Annotated in this window: 8 protein-coding genes; 4 read left to right on the top strand and 4 right to left on the bottom strand. The window is 51.9% G+C overall.

Features of this window, described 5'->3' with window-relative positions; translation table 11 throughout:
- Positions 1–135 precede the first annotated feature (135 nt).
- Entirely contained in the window at positions 136–5,085 is a 4,950-nt protein-coding gene (locus tag AC0QH1_RS07510) for a PAS domain-containing protein (protein ID WP_324630389.1), read from the bottom strand.
- Between the two features lie 879 nt (positions 5,086–5,964).
- Here AC0QH1_RS07510 and AC0QH1_RS07505 point away from each other — a divergent pair.
- Genes AC0QH1_RS07505 through AC0QH1_RS07495 form a run of 3 tightly spaced genes read left to right on the top strand, consistent with a single transcriptional unit; the run spans position 5,965 to position 14,481 of the window.
- Positions 5,965–7,341 (top strand): AAA-like domain-containing protein, encoded by a 1,377-nt coding sequence (locus AC0QH1_RS07505; RefSeq protein WP_324630388.1) that lies wholly within the window; start codon positions 5,965–5,967, stop codon positions 7,339–7,341.
- Positions 7,342–7,378: 37 nt separating this feature from the next.
- On the top strand, positions 7,379–10,990 hold the full coding sequence (locus AC0QH1_RS07500) for a WD40 domain-containing protein (RefSeq protein WP_324630387.1): 3,612 nt from the start codon (positions 7,379–7,381) through the stop codon (positions 10,988–10,990).
- A 5-nt stretch (positions 10,991–10,995) separates the two neighbouring features.
- The gene (locus AC0QH1_RS07495; protein ID WP_324630409.1) at positions 10,996–14,481 is read left to right on the top strand and encodes a WD40 domain-containing protein; all 3,486 of its coding nucleotides are present in this window, start codon (positions 10,996–10,998) and stop codon (positions 14,479–14,481) included.
- Between the two features lie 86 nt (positions 14,482–14,567).
- Here the strand turns inward: AC0QH1_RS07495 and AC0QH1_RS07490 are convergent, their stop codons facing one another.
- Entirely contained in the window at positions 14,568–14,765 is a 198-nt protein-coding gene (locus AC0QH1_RS07490; protein ID WP_324630386.1) for a hypothetical protein, read from the bottom strand.
- Positions 14,766–15,058: 293 nt separating this feature from the next.
- Between AC0QH1_RS07490 and glyA the strand changes: the two genes are divergently transcribed.
- Positions 15,059–16,342, top strand: coding sequence for a serine hydroxymethyltransferase (gene glyA / locus AC0QH1_RS07485; RefSeq protein ID WP_324630407.1), 1,284 nt, complete (start codon positions 15,059–15,061; stop codon positions 16,340–16,342).
- Between the two features lie 81 nt (positions 16,343–16,423).
- Here the strand turns inward: glyA and AC0QH1_RS07480 are convergent, their stop codons facing one another.
- Positions 16,424–18,268: a WD40 repeat domain-containing protein gene (locus tag AC0QH1_RS07480; protein WP_324630384.1), complete on the bottom strand. Its 1,845-nt coding sequence runs from the start codon at positions 18,266–18,268 to the stop codon at positions 16,424–16,426.
- A 180-nt stretch (positions 18,269–18,448) separates the two neighbouring features.
- A partial coding sequence (locus AC0QH1_RS07475) for a calcium-binding protein (RefSeq protein ID WP_324630383.1) occupies positions 18,449–20,929 on the bottom strand: 2,481 nt, incomplete at its 5' end.

The following is a 20,929-nucleotide window of genomic DNA, read 5'->3' as shown; positions in this document are numbered from 1 at the left end:
CTGCATATCCAGGGCGATCGCTTTCTGGAATGACTTTCTCTTGCCGCACATTCCCCTCAGTTTTATACTACACTACCTTAAGCCAAGATGCAAATTATTTTGCACCTCGATTGACGGAGGCTTTTAAGTCAATTCCTACGGTTGTCGCCGGGGAATTTCAATGATAAATTCGGTGCCCTTTCCCCACTGGGAGGTACAGTACAAACGCCCGCCATGTTTTTCCACCACAATCTGATAGCTAATTGACAGTCCCAATCCCGTGCCCGACCCCACGGATTTGGTGGTATAAAACGGATCGAAAATTTTCCCCAAAACCTCCGGTTTCATCCCCATTCCATTGTCCGCAATTGCAATCTTTACTGTATTTTCATCGGTGAGTTGGGTACGAATGCGAATGGTTGTTTGTCTTTGGTCATTGGTCATTTGTCCTTGGTCATTTGTTGTTTGTCCTTGGTCATTTGTTGTTTGTCCTTGGTCATTGGTCATTTGTCCTTGGTCATTGGTCATTTGTCCTTGGTCATTTGTTGTTTGTCCTTGGTTATTTAAACCCGTAACCGATGACGAAGAACCAGTGACTAATGACGAATGACTATTGACCGATGACGAATGACTATTGACCGATGACTCCAACGCATCGATCGCGTTACTGAGCAGATTCATAAAGACTTGATTGAGCTGACCCGGATAGCATTCGATCGCGGGTAAATTGTCGTAGTCTTTAATCACCGAAATCGCGTGGCGATCGCTTTTTGACTTGAGGCGATTTTGCAATATCATTAACGTGCTATCAATATTTTCATGGATATCCACTTCTTTGAGTTCCGATTCATCCAAGCGGGAAAAAATGCGTAAAGACTTGACAATTTCTTTAATGCGATCGGCTCCTACTTTCATGGATTGGAGCATCTTCGGCAAATCTCCCATCAGATACTCCAAATCCATCAGCTCGATTTCCTCGGCAATATCCGGGGTGGGTTGGGGATAATGCTGCTGATAGAGTCGAATCAAGGTTAACACCTCGTGGATGGATTCGGTGGCATGAATGAGATTGCCATAAATAAAGTTTACCGGGTTATTAATTTCGTGAGCGACCCCCGCCACCATTTGACCCAAGCTTGACATTTTTTCGGCTTGAATCAGGTTAGCTTGGGTGGTTCGCAATTCGCGCAAGGTTTGTTCGAGTTGGCGAGATTTTGCGGCGGCGAGTTGGGCGGATTCGCGAGATTGAGTGTAAAGTTGGGCTTGGTCGATCGCGATCGCCAGTTGATTGCAGACGGCGTGCAATAATTCTACGTCCTCCGCATCCCAAGCTTGGGCGATCGTATCTCGCGTACAGCCAATTAAACCAATTTCCCCCGATTCAGTTTCGATTGGCAACAACAATACCGATTGATGACCCGATGCAACTAATAATTCTTGCAAATTGGGATTTGATTCATCGCGGACATTATCGATTTTGACGCATTCTTTATTTAACAATTTTTCGGCTAATGGATCGAGTTGGTCTACGGTATAGCGACCGAGTAAAGTAGGCAGGTCTGGATTTTTTGCTTCTTTCACTAATTCCCAGAATGGTTCCCCTGTTTCGCCAGAACAATACCAGGCAAAATGACAGCGATCGACCTGCAGCAAACTGCGGATTTCCCGCACTGTAGTTTCTAAAATACTCTCGATATCTAAAGACTTTCTAATTTGAATGGCCAAGCGATTGATCAGTTCTTCTCGGGCGGCGAGTTCGCGAAATAGGGCTTCGCTCTCGCGCAAGGCTTCTTCGGATTCTTTGCGTTCTGTGATATCCGTAGCAGTGACGACAATGCGATAAATTTCTCCCTCAGAATTGGATAAGGGATTATAGGTGAGCAGCCACCATTTTTGAGTTTCATTCAGGTCAAAGCATTCTTCACAAGACATCGGACGGCGAGATTCCATGCAGGCGAGATAACGCTGATGCAGTTGGGTTGCCACGGAGGAGGGGAGGGCTTCATCGAGGGTTTTTCCCAGTAAATAATCCACCGGAATTTGACTGCTCCGTGCCATTTTCGGGTTGACCCCGGAATAGCGAAATTGATAGGTTGGAGGGGCGGAATTTGAGGTTTGGTGTTTTAAGACATCAACAATTAAAATGCCCACATCTACTCCTTCGTAGATACTCCGCAAAAATTCCTCGCGATCGCGCAATGTTTGTTCGGTTTGCTTGCGTTCGGTAATATCGATCGCCGTACCGAGAAGCTGCACCACTTGAGAGCGATCGTCGCATACCGCCTCGCCGATACCGTTAACATAGCGCAAACTGCCATCGGAACGGATAATCCGATAATCGAAATTAAAACTCGTTCCCCGGGCGATGCTGACGCCAATTTCTCGTTGCCACAATTCGCGATCTGCGGGATGAATATACTCTAAATGTGCCGAGACACTCGGTTCTCCGAGTTCGGGATCTAACCCAAAAATGCGAAACACTTCCTCAGACCAAGTAACTCTTTCGGTGGCCACATTGTATTCCCAACTGCCAATGTGGGCGATTCTTTGCGCGTCTTGCAGTTGTTTTTTGCTTTTTCGCAGGGCTTCTTCAGTTTGTTTGCGCCCTGAGATATCCTTTTGTATTCCCATCATCCGGGTGGGGTTGCCGCTGTCATCCCATTCGATTGCTTTTCCCTGACATAATATCCATTTCCACTCGCCGGTTTTCGCTTGCATCCGCAGGTCGATAGAATAGGGAAAATTCGAGTCGGCAAAATGGCGGTTGATTTGGGCGATCGCTAGGGGCAAATCTTCCGGATGCATCAGAGATTCCCAAGTGCTGATATGGGGATATAATTCATTGGGTTGGTAGCCCAGCATCCTTTCCCATCGCGGGCTAAAATAGCACTCGCCGGTGAGGATATTCCATTCCCACCATCCATCATCGGCGGCGGATAACACGCGATTTAACCGTTTGACATTGAACGCTAATGCTTCGCGCACTTGTTTTTGTTCGGTGATGTCGCGCCCTTCGGGAATTAATAATACCACCTGACCCGCGTTATCGAATATGGGTTTAATGGAAAAATCAATTGTTGCCCGGATGTTTTCTTTGCCTTGAATCTCTACTTCATAGCGGATAAATTCTCCCTTTGCTGCCCGGGCGATCGCTGCTTTTAATTCCCTTTGTGTTTCGGGAGAAATCTGCCACCAATGAGCCTCCCAAAACCGACGTCCTCGGATATAATGTGCCTCGATTCCGCCAAAATCCAGGGCGGTTTGATTGACTTCAATGATAGTGCCATCGGGTTGCAAAAGGGCGATAAATTGGAAACTGCAATTAAAAATTGCGCGGCAGCGTCTTTCGCTGTCTAATAGGGCTTGTTCGGTGTGTTTGCGATCGCTGATATCTTTATTTACCCCTGCCAGTCGCGTAAAGGTTCCGGACGCGGATCGTTGCGATGCCCTCCCCCGAGATAAAATCCACTTCCACTCCCCGGATTTGCTTAACATCCGAATTTCTACATCATATATCGGACTGTGCCCTTGCAAATGAGCCTCCAGGGCCGCGATCGCTTTCGGCAAATCCTCCGGATGTACCAACTGTTCCCACGATCGATAGTGATTTTCAAGCTCCTCCACCTCGTACCCGAGCATTTTTTTCCACTGCGGGTCGAAATAGGCTTCCCCCGTGGCCAGATTCCAATCCCACAGGCCCAACCCACTGCCTTCGAGCGCCACCTGCAACCGTTCTGAGGTGGTTTGCAAGGCTTCTGTAGCGTTTTTCAACTCGATGGCCACCGCCATATCCTGGGTGATTTCGGCGAGGATGTCGAGGGTTTCTGGCTCGAGTATTTGCCGGGACAACATCACCACCACCCCCACGACCTGGCCTTCTACGAGTAACGGATAGCCGGCAAATGCCACCATCTTTTCTCGCCTCACCCAGTCTTTATTGGGAATCAACGGATCGTTTAGCAAATCATTCGTGAGGTAGGGTTTCCTTTCCCCGGCAATCTGCCCGATTTCCCAGCGCCCCATCGGCAGGGATGCATCACCGCTCTTTATGTGAGAATTTCGGTCGGCACTGGCTTGCAGTTCCAGCATTTTGTCGTTCGGGTTGAAGAGCCAAACGCGGGCAAACGCCACCTGGAGGTGCTTGACCATCGCCTCGGTGCAGCGTTGCAGCATCTGCGACCGATTCTCCCCTCCGCTCAGCGCCCATCCGATCTGCGATCGCAATTCTTTTAATCGCACTTTGTGCGAAAACGTCTTTTCCCTTGGCTTTTGGGTGGTGATATCCAGGATAATCCCTTGCCAAAGGATCGCTCCCTCGGGCTGCGCGATCGGTTTGGCGATTCCCAACAGCCACTTTATAGTTCCCGACGGAGCAATGTAGCGCCACTGTCGTTTCCATTGCCCGAGGCTTTGGCGCGCGCGATCGAAGGAGCGCTGGAAAGAATCTACCTCCTCGGGATGAACGAAGTGCGATAGGGGGAGTTTTTGGGCGAGAATCTCCTCGGCGTCTCGTTCGCAGATCGTCTCACACTCAGAACTGAGGTAAGTAAATTCTTCCCTCCCATCGGCGTAATGGATATACTCGTAGAGAATTTTCGGCACCAAAGCGGCGAGGGAGGGGATCTGTTGAAAAAAATCGAGGGAAGGCGGTGGGTTCGGGTCGGGAGAATCTGTTGGCGGGGTATTTTCCGGCACGGTGGCGACGACGCCCACGCCAACTTCGGTGATAATGCTATCCAGGTGCCGGGGGCAGTTTTCATCCTGACTGCGCCAGAATTTGTGGCGCACCCAGGTGATTTTTCGATCGGGATAGAGAATTTGGTAGTCCAGGGTGAGCGGCGATCGCGCCTCGGGATTGTCTTCGCCTTCGAGAAATGAGGCGATCGCTGCGATTACCCGATCGCGATCGGCGTCGTAGATAGCTTCGAGCCAGCACTTTGGATTTTCTTTGCATTCCTCATCCCCACACCGATAGAGGGTTTGCGCTGCTCGATTCCAGTAAAGCAATTCATAGCTATCGCCGTCAATGGACAACAGACCCTCGCTGATTTCATCGAGCATTTGCCTCATGTTCCAGCCACTTTTTCCATTTATTTCTAATGTCATTTTCCCCCAAACCCCCGAAGGTTTGCTGTGCAACCGTGATATGCATTTCCCCTTTTTTTGCTGCATGAAAGTCTTGATTCTTTCGGCTTTTTTTAGAAGCTCCAAGAAAATTTGATTGTCACCGCATCCTGATGGTGGTTTTTAATGTAAAGGAGTGGGTAATTTCCGGTTGATTTTATCTGAAATCACCCATTGGCGATCCCCCCCACATCGACACCCTCCCTGATTCTTGGTTTTCCTGTGCGATCGCCTGAGCCGAGCCTTCTGGAAATTCCAGCTCAACCTTGCGTCCCGCGTACCTACATGCAGACCTCTGTTAGATTTTGGTAGTTAGTTTAGCACAGTTATGCTGCCGCGATCCGTCAGGGAGTGTTTTTGTCATCTCCCATCGTTTTTTTCTCAAATTTTTGTTACTCAAATTGTTACTAAACCCACAAACATCCCTCCCTCTTGTTACTGCACGAACCTCTCCACTCACGGCGATCGCCCCTTTCTCCCCCATCGCAGGCAAGCCGTGCGGAATCCATCCGCAGGGATGGTGCGGCACTTTCGCCCAAATTGAAGCGCAATCTTCTCTCAGCGGGCGTTTCGAGCATCCTTCTCCATAGCCGCTTCCCCATCGCAACCACCCTATACGATACTTTGGTCAATTTGTCAATAGAAAACGTAACAAGTTTCATCTCCGTGTCGGAAATATTTGCAAATTTTGTTACCCTGTTTCCCAACTCTATCCCATCTGTGGACTCAGAACACAGCCGATGAGGGATAATTCCCATAAAGGTAGCGGAGTTTCCTCCGGGAGGAGGGTACAACTCCAGACGAACGGGTATTATATTTTATTTTCCATTGTTAATATGCAACTTTCTAGAGACATTTCTAATGACCCTTGATGAATTAATGAGTTTATTGCGAGTCATGCAGCAGAGAAATCTAACTCCCGCCCAAGAACGAATTCTGCGCCAAGGGTGGGAAGGAAAGACCTATACCCACATGGCTCAATCCTCCGAGTATGAATGCGACTATCTGAAAACCACCGGGGCGCGGTTATGGCAAAGCATTTCGGAATTGCTCGAGGTGCAGATAAGCAAAGACAATTTTCGCAGCCAAATCGAGAAACTGGAGTTGAAGCCCCACTGGAAAGTATTAATCGAACGGGAAATGTTTTATCCCCCGGATCTGAAAAGCTTAGAATATCCCAGCGGTCCAGTACCGCTGAATTCCCCTTTTTATATCAATCGTCCCCCCATTGAAGAACTGGCGTATGCGGAAATTGCAAAACCCGGATGCATTTTGCGAATAAAAGCGCCCCGAGAAATGGGAAAAACCTCCTTAATAAACCGGATTGTGGATCGGGGCGCGCAGTTAGGCTATGCCACCATTAATGTAGATTTTCAACAAGTCGAGCGCAGCATTTTAACCGATTTAGATAAATTTTTGCGGTGGTTTAGCAAACTGGTCAGCAAAGGGTTAAATTTAACCCCGCAACTCGATGAATATTGGGATGAAGATATCGGCAGCAAGTTGAGCTGTACGATTTACTTTGAAGCCTATGTGCTGCAACGGATAAAAACGCCAGTTATTTTGGCATTTAATGAAATCAATCGGATATTCAAATATGCCGAAGTTGCCGGAGAATTTTTACCCTTGTTACGATCCTGGTATGAGCGATCGCAACAGGTGAAATGCTGGCAAAACTTGCGATTAGTGGTGGTATATTCGACGGAAGTTTACGTGGATTTGCAATTGCATCAATCCCCTTTTAATATTGGAATGCCGTTAAAACTGCCAGAATTTACCCGATCGCAAGTGCAAGAATTAGCAAGGCGTCACGGATTGAACTGGAAAGAAGGAACCCAAGCCAAACAACTGATGGCGATTGTCGGCGGGCATCCCGCATTAGTGCGCCTCGCCCTTTATCACTTCTGTCGTCAAAACCTGACGGTGAAGCAACTGTTAGAAAACGCCCATACCGAAGCCGGGATTTATCGCGATCGCTTGCGCCGCAAGCTGGCAATTTTGCAACGAAATCGCGAATTAACCGCTGCCTTTCAACAGTTACTCACAGCCGATCGCCCCTTGAAATTACCCTCCATTTTCGCCTATGAATTAGAAAGTCTCGGACTCGTCAAACTGGAAGGGGAACGAGTTAGAATAAGTTGCGAGTTGTATCGTCGCTATTTTCAGCAACAATTGCTCGTGAAAGCGCCTTCCTCCTCCCCCTACCCGCGAGAACCCACGGACCGCCAGAGTCCATAACCCCCGCCGATTGCACTTCCCAGGATAACCCAAAAACATGATAACCCAATTTTCCTATCAAGTGGGAGGGTCCCTGACCCCGGAACATCCCACCTATATCCACCGACAAGCCGATGATGAACTGTATCGCGCCTTAAAAGGCGGTGAATTTTGCTACGTCCTCGACTCGCGCCAAATGGGAAAATCCTCCCTGTTGGTGCGAACCAAAGAGCGACTCAGCGCCGAAAATTATCGCTGTACCTATCTGGATTTAACCCAAATTGGCAGTCAAAATATTACCCCCGCCCAATGGTATAAAGGCGTAGTTTCCACCTTATGGCTGGATCTGGGTTTAGTGGGAACTTTTAACCTCAAATCTTGGTGGCGCGAGGCGGATGATATTTCCATTCTCCACCGCTTAAGTCGGTTTGTGGAGATGTTGCAGCAGGAATTTGCCGAGGAAAATCTGATTATTTTTATCGACGAAATCGACAGCATTCTCGCCTTAGATTTTACCGTAGATGACTTTTTTGCCTGGATTCGCTTTTGCTACAATCAAAGAGCGCAAAACCCGCAATACAATCGCCTCACCTTTGCCTTATTTGGCGTCGCCACTCCAGCAGATTTGATTCGCGATAAAAGCCGCACGCCGTTTAATATTGGTCGGTCCATTACCTTAAGCGGGTTTACCCCGGCAGAAGTGCAGCCTTTGGTGATAGGATTGCGCGGAAAAGTCCCCGAACCGGAAGCGGCGATCGCAGAAATTTTAGCTTGGACATCCGGACAGCCATTTTTGACGCAAAAACTCTGTCAGTTAACCGTCAGGGAAACCGACAAAGCAAACCCAGAGCGCAATTTATCCAATTTGGACGTGCAATTTAAAATTGCGGAATTAGTCGAAACGCGGATTATTCAGAATTGGGAATCCCAAGACGAACCGGAACACTTAAAAACCATCCGCGATCGCATTTTACGCAACGAACAGCGTGCCGGCAGAATGCTGGGTATTTATCAGCAACTTTTACAAGGCAACCCAATCAAATGCGATGACAGTCGCGAACATATCGAACTGTTACTCAGTGGGTTGCTGGAAAAACGGCAGGGATATTTACAGATAAAAAACCGAATTTACGAGAACATTTTTAACCCGCAGTGGGTAGAAACCAAACTCCAACAACTGCGACCCTATTCTCAAGCCTTTAATGCCTGGATGGCATCCAAACAAACCGATAAATCGCGACTGTTGCGCGGGCAAGGCTTAAAAGAAGCGCAACTGTGGGCGCAGGGAAAAAGTTTGAGCGATTTCGACTATCAATTTTTAGCCGCCTCGGTGGAATGCGATCGCCTAGAAGTGCAACAAGCCTTAGAAGCGCAACGCGCCCAAGAAATTGAAGCGCGACTGATTGAAGAAAAGAAACGATTGGAAGCGGAACGCAGACGACGGGCGCAGGAACAAAAAACCGCTCGCTTGCAACGGTTACTGTTAATTGGAGTTACGGCAGCATTTGGGATTGTTTCCACCTTAGGAGCGATCGCAACCGGGCAGTATCGCAAAGCCGTTCATAACGAAAGATTAGCTCGCATTAGCGAAATCAAAGCCTTAATCTCCTCCTCTCAAGGACAATTTGCCTCCCATCAAAAATTAAATGCCGCGATCGCCGCCATCAAAGCCAAACGGCAAGTGCAACGCACTCCCGGCATCGACCCCAAAATCGCCGGGGAAGTGACCCGGGTTTTGCAAGAAGCCTTGTACGGACTCGATCGCGTCAATCGCCTTTCCGGGCATCGCGGGGCCGTGCTCGACGTGGATTTTAGCTCAGACGGAGAATTAATCGCCACTGCCGGCAGCGACAAAACCGTAAAAATCTGGACTACACAGGGCAGATTGGTTCACAGTTTGCCCCACGACAACACCGTATTCGAGGTCAAATTCAGCCCCAAAGGCGATCGCCTCGTCGCCGGCAGTCTCGATGGTAAAGTCCGCCTGTGGAGTCGCGACGGCACCTTATTAACCACCATTCAAGCCCATTCCGCCCCGGTGTGGAGTGTAGCATTTAGTCCCGATGGCGAGATAGTTGCCTCTGCCAGTGGAGACACCACAGTAAAACTGTGGCACCCGGATGGATCCGAGGTTGCCACCCTCACCGGACCCACCGGGGCCTTGTGGAGTGTCGCCTTCAGTCCCGATAACCAGACCCTCGCCGCCTCCAGCGTGGATGGAGAGATTACCCGATGGCGGCGCGACGGCAGCTTCATCGAGACCTTAGTCAAACCGGAAAACCAGCGTCGCAGCGCCATTTGGGACATTACCTTCAGCCCAGACGGCAACACCCTGGTATCTGCCAATGCCGATCGCACCGTCAAACTATGGCACCTGGATGGTTCCCCCAATCAAGTGCTTTCCGGGCATACCCGGGAAGTGAACGGCGTCGCCTTCAGTCCCGATGGCAAAACCATCGCCTCCGTCAGTGCGGATGAAACCGTGAAACTGTGGACCGCGAATGGTACGTTACTGCAAACCCTGCGAGGTCACGGTGATTTTACCGGGGAAGTGGCATTTAGCGCAGACAGTCAAATTGTCGCCTCAGCAGGGGGAAACCGCGTCACCCTGTGGAAACCCCACTCGAAGTTGAGCCAGCAATTTTCCCTGCACCAGAATTATATTTGGAGCGTAGACTTTCATCCGCAAAAGTCCCTGTTAATTTCTGCCGGGGAAAATATCAAACTGTGGACCCCGGACCTGAGGGTAGTTAAAGAGTTGGGCACCCCGGGCGATCGGGGAATTTTCAGTGCCACATTCAGCCCAGACGGAGAGCAGATTCTCGCCGGGGGCGACGATGGGACGATTTCCCTGTGGCAATTGGATGGCACCGAAGTGATGACCTTCCAGGCTCATTCCACGTTAATTACCACCGTGGCGTTTAGTCCCGATGGGGACAGCTTCGCCTCGAGCAGTGACGATAATACCATCAAAGTTTGGACGCGCGAAGGCCAGTTACGCCAAACCCTGGAAGGGCACGACGGGCGCGTGTGGCACATTGCCTTTAGTCCCGACGGGGAGTTTATCGCCTCCGTGGGAGAAGATGGTACCCTGAAGCTTTGGCACTCCGATGGCACCGTGTTAAACACCATCGCCGCCCACGATAATTCTACCTGGGGTGTGGCGATTTCCGTGCGCGGGGAAATCGCCACCGCCAGTTTGGATGGTACAATCGGCTTGTGGCAGCCCGATGGCACATTGATAAGGCGGTTGCAGGGGAATGACAGCGGCTTCCACTCCGTGGCGTTTAGTCCCGATGGGGAGATTCTCGCCGGGGGCAGTACCGACAATACAGTGGTGCTGTGGAACCGCGACGGGGAGCAATTGGCTACGGCAATGGGCCATCGCGCCAATCCGATCGCTTTGCGATTTAGCCCCGATGGCAAGACCCTGGCTTCCTCAGCGGAAGACCAAACCGTGATTTTGTGGAATGTAGAAGAAATTCTCGCAATGGATGTTTTAAGCTACACTTGTAGTTGGGTGCGGGATTATCTGCACAGCACGCCGGAAATCGACTCGAGCGATCGCACCCTCTGCGATGGCATCGGCGATCGGCGGCGCGATCGCCTCTCCCGACTCTCTCTCCCCCCCCGATTGCTTCCCACTCTCAACCCTGGACGGGGATTCTAGGCAGTATGAACCCATTTTACTATCAAGTTGGCGGTAGTTTAGACGATCGCCACCTCACTTATGTGGCACGAGATGCCGATGCCGAACTCTATGATGCCTTATTGGCGGGGGAATTTTGTTACGTTCTCGACTGTCGCCAAGTGGGCAAGTCTTCTCTACTCGTCCGCACTAAATCTCGCCTGCAAGCTGAGGGGTATCGCTGCACCTATCTGGATATGACCCAAATCGGTAGCGATAATATTACCCCCCCTCAATGGTATAAAGGAGTGGTGTCTACCTTATGGCTGGGATTCGACCTGTTAGGGAAATTTAATCTAAAAGCCTGGTGGCGCGAGTCAGAAGAGGTATCTGTTCTCCAGCGATTGAGTCGCTTTATTGAAGAACTTCTCGATCGCTTCGCCGGGGAAACTATTTTTATCTTTATCGATGAAATTGATAGTATTTTGAGTTTGGATTTCTCGGTCGATGACTTTTTTGCCTTGATTCGCTTTTGTTACAATCAAAGAGCGCACGACCCGAAATACAAGCGCTTGGCATTTGCGTTATTTGGCGTGGCCACCCCTTCCGATTTGATTCGCGATAAAAATCGCACGCCTTTTAATTTAGGCAAAGCGATAAAACTGCCCGGGTTTAAACGCACCCAAGTGCAACCGTTGGTGGGCGGCTTGGTGGGCAATGTGCCAGATCCGGAGGCGGCGATGGAGGAAATTCTCTCCTGGACTGGCGGACAACCGTTTCTCACCCAAAAACTCTGTCAGTTGGTGGCGAATGGGAATTGGAAACCGGGGAGCGATCGCTACGAGATGTTCCTGGCCCATCCGCAATGCTTTATCCGGGCTTTAGTGAATTCGCGCATCGTACAAAACTGGCGATCGCAAGACGAACCAGAACATTTAAAAACCATTAGCGATCGCATCCTCAATCCGCAAAAATATCCGATTAAGTTGCTAACGATTTATCGGGAAATATTGCAGCAAAAATCGATAAAATTTGCCGATATTCGAGAGCATGTGGAACTGATTTTAAGTGGGGCGGTGGTGAATGAAAATGGCGAATTAAAAGTCAAAAATTCCATTTACGAGCGGGTGTTCGATATCGACTGGGTAGAAACCCAATTAAATCACCTGTCCCCGGCGGAGCGGGAATGGTGGGCGGGGCGGAATCCATCGGAGAAATTGCCCGTGGGGCACGGAATTACTTTAGCAGCGCGTTCCCCCGGGGGGCAAGGTCATCAAATCTCTGGGATTTTACCGCCTGCGAATTTAGCCGCCAAGGACGTCACAAACACCCCAGGGGAACTTAACCCCATCCCCGGAAAAGCCCTAGGGTTACAGTGCGACAGTGCTTGCATTGGTAGAGAGAAAAAAGTCAACCGACAACGAGTGTTTCTCGGGGTAGCGATCGCCGGCTTAATCTTCGCATCGGTAATGGGATTGAGCAGTTTTTTCAAATATCGCCAAGCGTCTCTGAATGAAATTAAAGCGATCGCCCAATCTTCAGAATTTTTACTGGCTTCCAATCGCACTTTAGACGCGCTGTTCGCCACGTTGAAAGCCAAACACCAACTGCAAAACTTGGGGGAAAATCACCCGGAACTCGATCGTCAGTTAGATGTATTGCTGCGACAGGCGGTATATGGGGGGATGGAATACAATCGCTTGAGCGGACATACCGGCACGGTAAACTATGTAGATATCGGGCCGGATGCCGAGTTGATTGCCACCGGCAGTGGGGACCAAACCGTAAAGCTGTGGCGGCGCGACGGCAAACTGTTGCAAACCCTGCGGGGACATAGTGCTGCCGTGTGGGGGGTCTCAATCAGTCCCGACGGGAACCTGATTGCCTCCGCCAGTGGCGATCGCACGGTGAAACTCTGGAAACCGGACGGCACCTTAGTGCGAACCCTCACCGGCCATCAAGGCATCGTCCGGGACGTCACTTTCAGTCCCGACGGGGAGCGAATTGCCTCTGCCAGTGGGGATAATACCATCAAACTCTGGACCCGCGACGGGGCCGAACAACTCACGCTCAGAGGACATCAGGCGCAGGTTTTGGACGTGACCTTCAGTCCCGACGGGGAGCGAATTGCCTCTGCCAGTGGAGATAATACCATCAAACTATGGACAAGCAACGGCAAGCTGCTGCATACCTTCACCGGGCATGAAGCGCGGGTGTATAGCGTGAAGTTTACCCCGGATGGAGAAACCCTGGTGTCCGGATCCTGGGACTATACGGTGAAACTGTGGCGGCGAGACGGCACCCTCATCCACACGTTAGTGGGGCATCAGGATGCGGTCAACCATATCGCGATCGCCCCGGATGGGCAGAGGATCGCTTCGGCATCTTGGGACAAAACGATTAGACTGTGGAACATCGACGGCACCGCGATCGCGACTTTGAAAGGACATGGCGATCGGGTGTTTGGGGTGGATTTTTGCCCCAATGGCACCCGGATTGCCTCTGCATCCTGGGATGGGACGGTAAAACTGTGGCGCAGCGATCGCCAGTTTATTAAGACCCTCGAGGGTCACACCGATAAGGTGTACAAGCTCAGTTTCAGTCCCGACGGGGAAATGCTGGCCTCCAGTAGCGCCGATGGCACCATCAAACTCTGGCGGCGAGATGGCAGCGCGATCGCCACCCTCACCGGCCATCGCGATCGGGTGTATGGCCTGGAGTTCAGTCCCGAGGGCGATCGGATCGCCTCCGGCAGTTGGGATCATACCGTGAAACTCTGGACCGCCGACGGAACCGTGATTAGAACCCTCGCCGGCCACCGCGATCGGGTCTTTAACGTGGCGTTCAGTCCCGATGGGGAATGGTTGGCCTCCGCCAGTGCGGACAAAACCGTGAAACTGTGGCCGAGGCAGGGTAAAAATCCGCTGACCCTCACCGGGCATACCGATGAAGTGTTCGATGTAGACTGGAGTCCCGACGGGCAACGGTTGGCCTCCGCCTCCTTGGATGGCACGGTGAAACTGTGGAACCGCCAGGGCAGAGAAATCGCCACCCTACAGGGCCATCGGGATGCGGCGATCGCCGTGACCTTCAGTCCCGACGGCGACACCTTGGCCTCTGGGTCTCTCGATGGCACGGTGAAACGCTGGAACCGAGAGGGCCGTTTGCTCCAGAGTTTATCTCACCATCGCGAGGGGGTATTTGGCCTCGCATTCAGTCCCGACGGGGAAACCCTGGCCTCGGCCTCTCTGGATGCCACGGTGAAACTCACCAACCGCCAGGGAGAATTGCTCCATACCTTAGCGGCCCATCGCGAGGGGGTGTTTGGGGTGGCCTTCAGTCCCGATGGCCAGATGCTCGCATCCAGCAGCGAAGACCAACGGGCCATTTTATGGGATTTAGACCGGGTGCTGCATCTGGATCCGGTGCTGGCCTACAGTTGCCGCTGGATCAGCCATTATTTGCACCATAATCTGGAAGTGGACCGGCGCGATCGCCACCTGTGCGACGGGGTACAGATGCCGCCCCCTTAACTTTGGCCTAAAGACGACTTAAAGTAGTAGGGTGGGCAAAGATTTGCCCACCCTACAGTGCTGTGAAAAAGCTTGCGATCGCAATTTTAGTCGATATTCGCGATTCGGAACCCCATCTGACATTCAAACTGGGTTGCTTGCTGGTCTGCTAGTTTTCCTAGGGCATGACCGCAACATAATTTTCCTTGTCGCCACCGAGGTTCACCGGTACTATCGGCGAGCAAACAACTTTGACAGACTTGCCGAGGGGCAATTATTTTATCTTCCATTAAAATGACGAGCATTTTACACCTCCGCAATCCCCTAGCCACTTCATCTATTTTATGTCAAGGTTTGATAAAAAAGGGTGAAATTGACACACAGCTTAATATTATGTCGGGGTTGACTGTGGTATCATCGGCTTCAATTTAAAGAAATATTTCCCCCATTTTTGCGCCGAGGTTCTTCGTTTTTCCCCTTCTCCACGGGAAAATACTGCTTCCAGACGCCGGAAGCTGAAAAAAGTGCCAACATCGGATATAATAAGAATTTTGCCGTCACTTTGGCAGGCTACAACATACTGACTGAGGTTTCATCCGTGACTCAGACGAACTTAGACTTCCTCGCAACCACCGATCCCACCGTTGCAGGTTTTATCCAGCTCGAACTCCAGCGCCAACGGGATCACCTCGAACTGATTGCCAGTGAAAACTTTACTTCTGCCGCCGTTTTGGCAGCCCAAGGCTCGGTATTAACCAATAAATATGCCGAAGGGTTGCCTGGGAAACGCTACTATGGCGGATGCGAGTTTATCGATAAAATCGAGCAACTGGCCATCGATCGCGCCAAAGAATTATTCGGTGCCGCGCATGCCAACGTCCAACCCCACTCCGGCGCTCAAGCCAACTTTGCCGTGTTCCTGGCATTGCTACAACCCGGGGACACCATTATGGGCATGGACCTGTCTCATGGCGGACACTTGACCCACGGTTCCCCGGTGAATGTGTCGGGTAAGTGGTTCAACGTGGAACACTATGGCGTCAGTCCCGAAACCGAAGAACTGGACTACGATCGCATTCTCGAACTGGCGAAGCAACATCAGCCGAAATTAATCATCTGCGGCTATTCCGCCTATCCGCGCATCATCGATTTTGCCAAATTCCGAGCGATCGCCGACGAAGTAGGAGCCTACCTGCTTGCCGATATCGCCCATATCGCCGGCTTAGTCGCCACCGGGCATCACCCCAACCCGGTCCCCCACTGCCACGTGGTGACCACCACCACCCACAAAACCTTGCGCGGTCCTCGCGGTGGGTTAATCCTCACCAATGACGCGGATCTGGCGAAAAAATTCAATAAAGCCGTGTTTCCCGGGACTCAAGGCGGTCCGTTGGAACATGTGATTGCCGGCAAAGCCGTGGCATTCGGCGAAGCCCTGCAACCGGCGTTTAAAGACTATAGCGCCCGGGTGGTGGAAAATGCGCGCGCAATGGCAACCGGATTGGAAAACCGAGGCATCAAGCTAGTTTCTGGCGGCACTGACAATCACTTGATCTTGGTGGACCTGCGATCGGTGAACATGACCGGCAAGCGCGCCGACAAACTGGTGGGTGAAGTGAATATTACCGCCAATAAAAATACCGTGCCCTTCGATCCGGAGTCCCCATTTGTCACCAGTGGCTTGCGCTTGGGATCCCCGGCGGTGACCACGCGCGGCATGGGTGCGGCTGAATTTACCGAAATTGCCAATATTATTGCCGATCGCTTGCTCAACCCCGAGGATGAAGCCGTGACGGCGCAATGTCGTCAGCGCGTGGCTGCTCTGTGCGAGCGTTTTCCGCTTTATCCCCACCTGAGTATTCCCGTGCCTGCAATGGCATAACTGCTCTTCGGTTGGGGTTGCCCGCTGATGCGGGCGATCGCCCTTGGGACGCGGCATTACCGCGTCCCGTTCGATTTCCGGTTAATTACGGGTTGACAACTTCAATAAATGCACTCGTCCGGACTTTTCTCCCGCCACAATAGTTTCGCCATCCGGTGCGATATCGCAACACCACAATCCATCGGCACCGGTAAAGCTGGCGATCGCTTCGCGACGTTCTAAATCCCACACTTTTAAGGTACTATCTTCCGAGGCGGAAACCAATCGCTTGCTGTCTCGGGTGACGGCTAAACCCCGCACCCGGTTTTGATGACCGGTGAGGGTAAAGCGTTCTTCTCCGGTGGCTAAATCCCAAATTTTAATCGTGCGATCGCTCGAACCGGAAATCAGCCATTGATTGTCTGGGGTGACGATCGCCGGACGCACGGTGCCGCTATGTCCGTAAAGGGTTAAAATCAATTCACCCGTCTCTATATTCCAGATTTTAATCGTACTATCCACCGAAGTAGACACCGCTTTTTTGCCATCCGGGGACAAGGCGACGCCTTGCACGGAACTGTTATGACCGGTCAGGGTAAAGAGTTCTTCGCCGGTATCCAAATTCCACACTTTGAGAATGTGTTCTAAAGACCCGGAAACCACTCGTTTGCCATCGGGGGTGACGGCGAGCGATCGCACCCAGCTTTTATGACCGCGCAGGGTTTTGATTTCCCTGCCGTTATCTAAATTCCACACTTTAATCAGACAGTCTCTCCCGCCGGAAATCGCTTTTTTGCCATCGGACGTCACCGCCACCGCTTGCACTTCTTTGTGGTGGCCGACCAGGGTGTAAATTTCCCGACCATCCTGCAAGGACGCGACTTTCAGGGTTTTGTCAAAAGACGCCGAAACTACCCGCTTTCCATCCGGGGTACAGGCCACATCCATGACTCGTTTTTGATGTCGCGGGAGGGCAATGACTTGGGTTTCTCGCGTCAAGGTCCACACCTTGAGGGTTTTATCCAACGAGGAAGAAATCAGCCAGTGTTTTTGGGGAATATAGGCGATCGCGCGGATGGTATCCTCGTGACCGGTGAGGGTAAAGAGTTTTTCACCGGTTTTTAAGTTCCAGACTTTTATCGTGCGATCGTCAGAGGTAGAAATCACCCGCTTGCCATCGGGCATCACCGCGATCGACCGCACGGTTTTGGTATGACCTTTCAGGGTAAGCTGTGCGGTTTTGCTTTTAATATCCCACACTTTTAAGGTTTGGTCTTCCGAGGCAGAAATGGCTTTTTTGCCATCGGGAGTCACCGCCACGGCGCGTACCGTGTTGGCATGACCGAGAAGGGTGACAAGTTCTTGTTGGGTATCGAGATTCCAAACTTTTAGGCTACTATCAAATGAAGCAGAAATCAGTTTTTTGCCATCGGGAGTCACCGCTAAGGCGCGCACCGGCCCGCTATGACCGGTGAGGGTAAAAATTTCCGCGTAGGTTCTCAGACTCCAGACTTTAATTGTAGTATCTGAGGAACCGGAAATCGCCCATTGACCATTCGGGGTAACGGTAATGGCGCGTACCCAGTCCCGATGTCCCCGGAAGGTATGCCGTTCTTCGCCGGTTTCCAGGTCCCAAACTTTAATCGTCCCATCGTCAGAACCGGAAAGCGCTTGGAAGCCATCCGGGGTGACGGTGACGGCGCGTACCCAGTCCTCATGTCCCGTGAGGGCGAACAGTTCTTCCCCGGTTTCCAGGTTCCACACCTTCACGGTGCGATCGTCGGCGGCGGAAATCACCCGATCGCCCGCCGGCGTCACCGCGATCGCCGTGACTCCTCCCTGATGACCGCTCAGAGTTCGCCGCAATTCTCCACCGGATGGTTTCCCCCCACTGGTGGTTAGGGGACGGAGAATGGCGGTTGTGTTTTGTTGTGGCAATTGCTGCATGGCCTCAACCTCTAATGGTTTAGTTTTATGGTAGGCGATCGCGTCCCGTTATGCCCTTTTCCTTCCCCCCCATTTTTCGCCCCCGGGAAAAATTTAAAGGTTTTCTTCCGATCTGAGTTAGCAGAACCATTGAACCCATGTGAGGTCTTGTCGTCTTCTCGATTTCCACCGCATTCGAGATTACAGCACAGAGAAATCCTCGACCCCGATCGCCGCAGCACTCACATTATTCAGAGTAGCCAGCAATTCATCTCCGAAGCGGATTAATGTATCGCTGCTATCTTGCCCGATCGCTAATTGCTCGAAAGTCAAGCCATCTGCTAAAGCGAGGCGATCGAGATTGTCTGCAAAATCTACAATGATATCGCTACCGCTTCCCGGGCGCAAGACAAAGCGATCGCTTCCCATGCCCCCGGCGAGCAGATCGTTGCCCAAATCGCCACTGAGCAGGTCATCGCCGCTAAATCCGTTTAGGGTATCGTTATCTTTTCCCCCGTAGAGGGTATCGTTGCCGCTACAACCATTCAGGGTATCTTCGCCTTGATTGCCATATATCACATCATTGCCATCTCCGCCATAGAATAAATCGCGATCGCCGCAAGACCCGATGGGAGACTCGCTGCCAATTCCGCCATAGAGGGTATCGTCGCCGCTAGAACCGCAGAGGGTATCGTTACCGCGATCGCCGAATGCCACATCGTTTCCCTGGTCACCGTTGGCCAAATCGTCATTTTTGCCCCCGCGCACCGTATCGTCCCCCACTCCCCCGGAGAGCAAATCGTTGTTTTCGTTGCCATTTAGGTAATCGTTGCCGGCCCCGCCATAAAGCAAGTCGCGACCCTCAGCATCTCCCACGGTGATATCGCTGACGCCGCCAAATAGGCTATCGTCGCCCAAATCCCCCATTAAGGTATCGTCGCCGCGATCGCCGAATATCATATCGTCATCTTTGCCGCCATGCGCCATATCGTTATCTTTGCCGGCATAGATGGTATCGTTCCCTTCATTGCCATTCAGCAAATCCTCGCCTCGGTTGCCTTGCAACCAGTCTCTTTCCTCGCGATCGCCGATGGGAATGTTGCTCCCGTTGCCCCCCATTACCGTATCGTTGCCCAAATCCCCCATTAAGGTATCGTCGCCGCGATCGCCGAACATCATGTCGTTATCTTTGCCCCCGTGGAGGCGATCGCTGCCTGACCCCGCCGATACCCAGTCGTCGTTTTCGTTGCCATTCAGGAAGTCGTTGCCTTCGCCGCCATACAGTGTATCTCGTCCCTCGGCGTCTCCCACGGTGATATCGCTGACGCCGCCAAATAGGCTATCATCGCCTAAATCCCCCATGATGATATCGTCAGCGCGATCGCCGAATATCATGTCGTTATCTTTGCCGCCGTGGGCGATATCGTTATCTTTGCCGGCATAGATTGTATCGTGGCCTTCATTGCCGTTAAGTAGGTCCGACCCTCGGTTTCCCAGCAGTATATCTCGTTCGCCGCGATCGCCAATCGGGCGATCGCTGCCATTCCCACCTTGGATGGTATCGTCGCCCAAATCGCCATAGACTAAATCGCTGTCATCGTCGGCAAAAATGCGATCGTCGTCTTTACCGCCGTGAACCCAATCGTCCCCCTTTCCGCCATAGATAATATCGTTGCCTTCATTCCCGTTTATCCAATCGTTGCCTTTGCCTCCTTCTAGGCGATCGCGTTCTACTTTGTCCCCCACCGGGAATTCGCTGCCGGTTCCCCCCAGCATCGTGTCATCTCCCGTATCTCCATAAACGCGATCGAACCCATCTTGTCCCAACAGCAGGTCATTCCCCGCAAACCCCATTATCATCTCCGCTGTTGGGTTGCCGAAAGTGATATCATTCTCCATCGTCGCGAACAGGGTACGCGCGGGGATTGAGGGCAATGTGAGTGCTTTGGGTTCCGCTTCAAACCTCAGTTGTGGCGCGATCGGCATCCCCGCAAATACCACCGTGGGCAATATCGGCATCCCCGGACATCCGCAACTCACCGTCACCAGTTCCGAAGACGTCACACCTGCAGCATGTAACCTCCCCGAGTCCTCGGTTTCCTCAGTTACTTCACCGGCGGATGGGGTGTCCTCATTCTCCCCCGTGGGCGCTGGATTGGGCGGCGTTGTGGGATGAGTCGGCAATGTCGGAATGGGTGGCAATTCCGCCATTGTGGGATTTGGCGGATTTGGCGGATTTGGCGGAATTTCTGGAGCGATCGGCGGGGTTGGTGGCGTTGGTGGCGTTGGTGTCTCGATCTGCGGTGTTGGCGCAGGTGTCGGAGTTGGCGCAGGTGTCGGCGGTGTCGGCGCAGGTGTTGGCGCAGGTGTCGGCGGTGTCGGCGGTGTTGGCGCAGGTGTCGGCGGTGTGGAAATCGGTGGCGTTAACCCATCGCGATCGCGGTCCTCTGTCGGAGGAATCACCGTGAGACTCACTCTCGCCCCGCTATCCGCATAACTCGTCCCGTCAAATCCATTCCACTCGAAATCAATTTCCCCCGTAAAGTTTTCCCCGGGAGTAAACACTAAATTCCCTAAATCCACACCGTCAATTTCTTGGTTTAATTCAATGACTTCGCCGTTCAGTGTGAGACTTCCGTTCTCCGGGAGAGCGGTAATTTTGATTTTCTCCAGTTCGTCTCC

It is taken from the genome of Phormidium sp. CCY1219, assembly GCF_055795085.1.
The sequence above is the reverse complement of the archived record's forward strand: the minus strand, read 5'-3'. Positions and strand labels throughout refer to the sequence as shown.

Bases quoted from the DNA above. Each gene is read 5' to 3' on its own strand.
- AC0QH1_RS07510 (WP_324630389.1), bottom strand. From the start codon at position 5,085: ATGACATTAGAAATAAATGGAAAAAGTGGCTGGAACATGAGGCAAATG.
- AC0QH1_RS07500 (WP_324630387.1), top strand. From the start codon at position 7,379: ATGATAACCCAATTTTCCTATCAAGTGGGAGGGTCCCTGACCCCGGAA.
- AC0QH1_RS07490 (WP_324630386.1), bottom strand. From the start codon at position 14,765: ATGCTCGTCATTTTAATGGAAGATAAAATAATTGCCCCTCGGCAAGTC.
- AC0QH1_RS07505 (WP_324630388.1), top strand. From the start codon at position 5,965: ATGACCCTTGATGAATTAATGAGTTTATTGCGAGTCATGCAGCAGAGA.
- AC0QH1_RS07480 (WP_324630384.1), bottom strand. From the start codon at position 18,268: ATGCAGCAATTGCCACAACAAAACACAACCGCCATTCTCCGTCCCCTA.
- AC0QH1_RS07495 (WP_324630409.1), top strand. From the start codon at position 10,996: ATGAACCCATTTTACTATCAAGTTGGCGGTAGTTTAGACGATCGCCAC.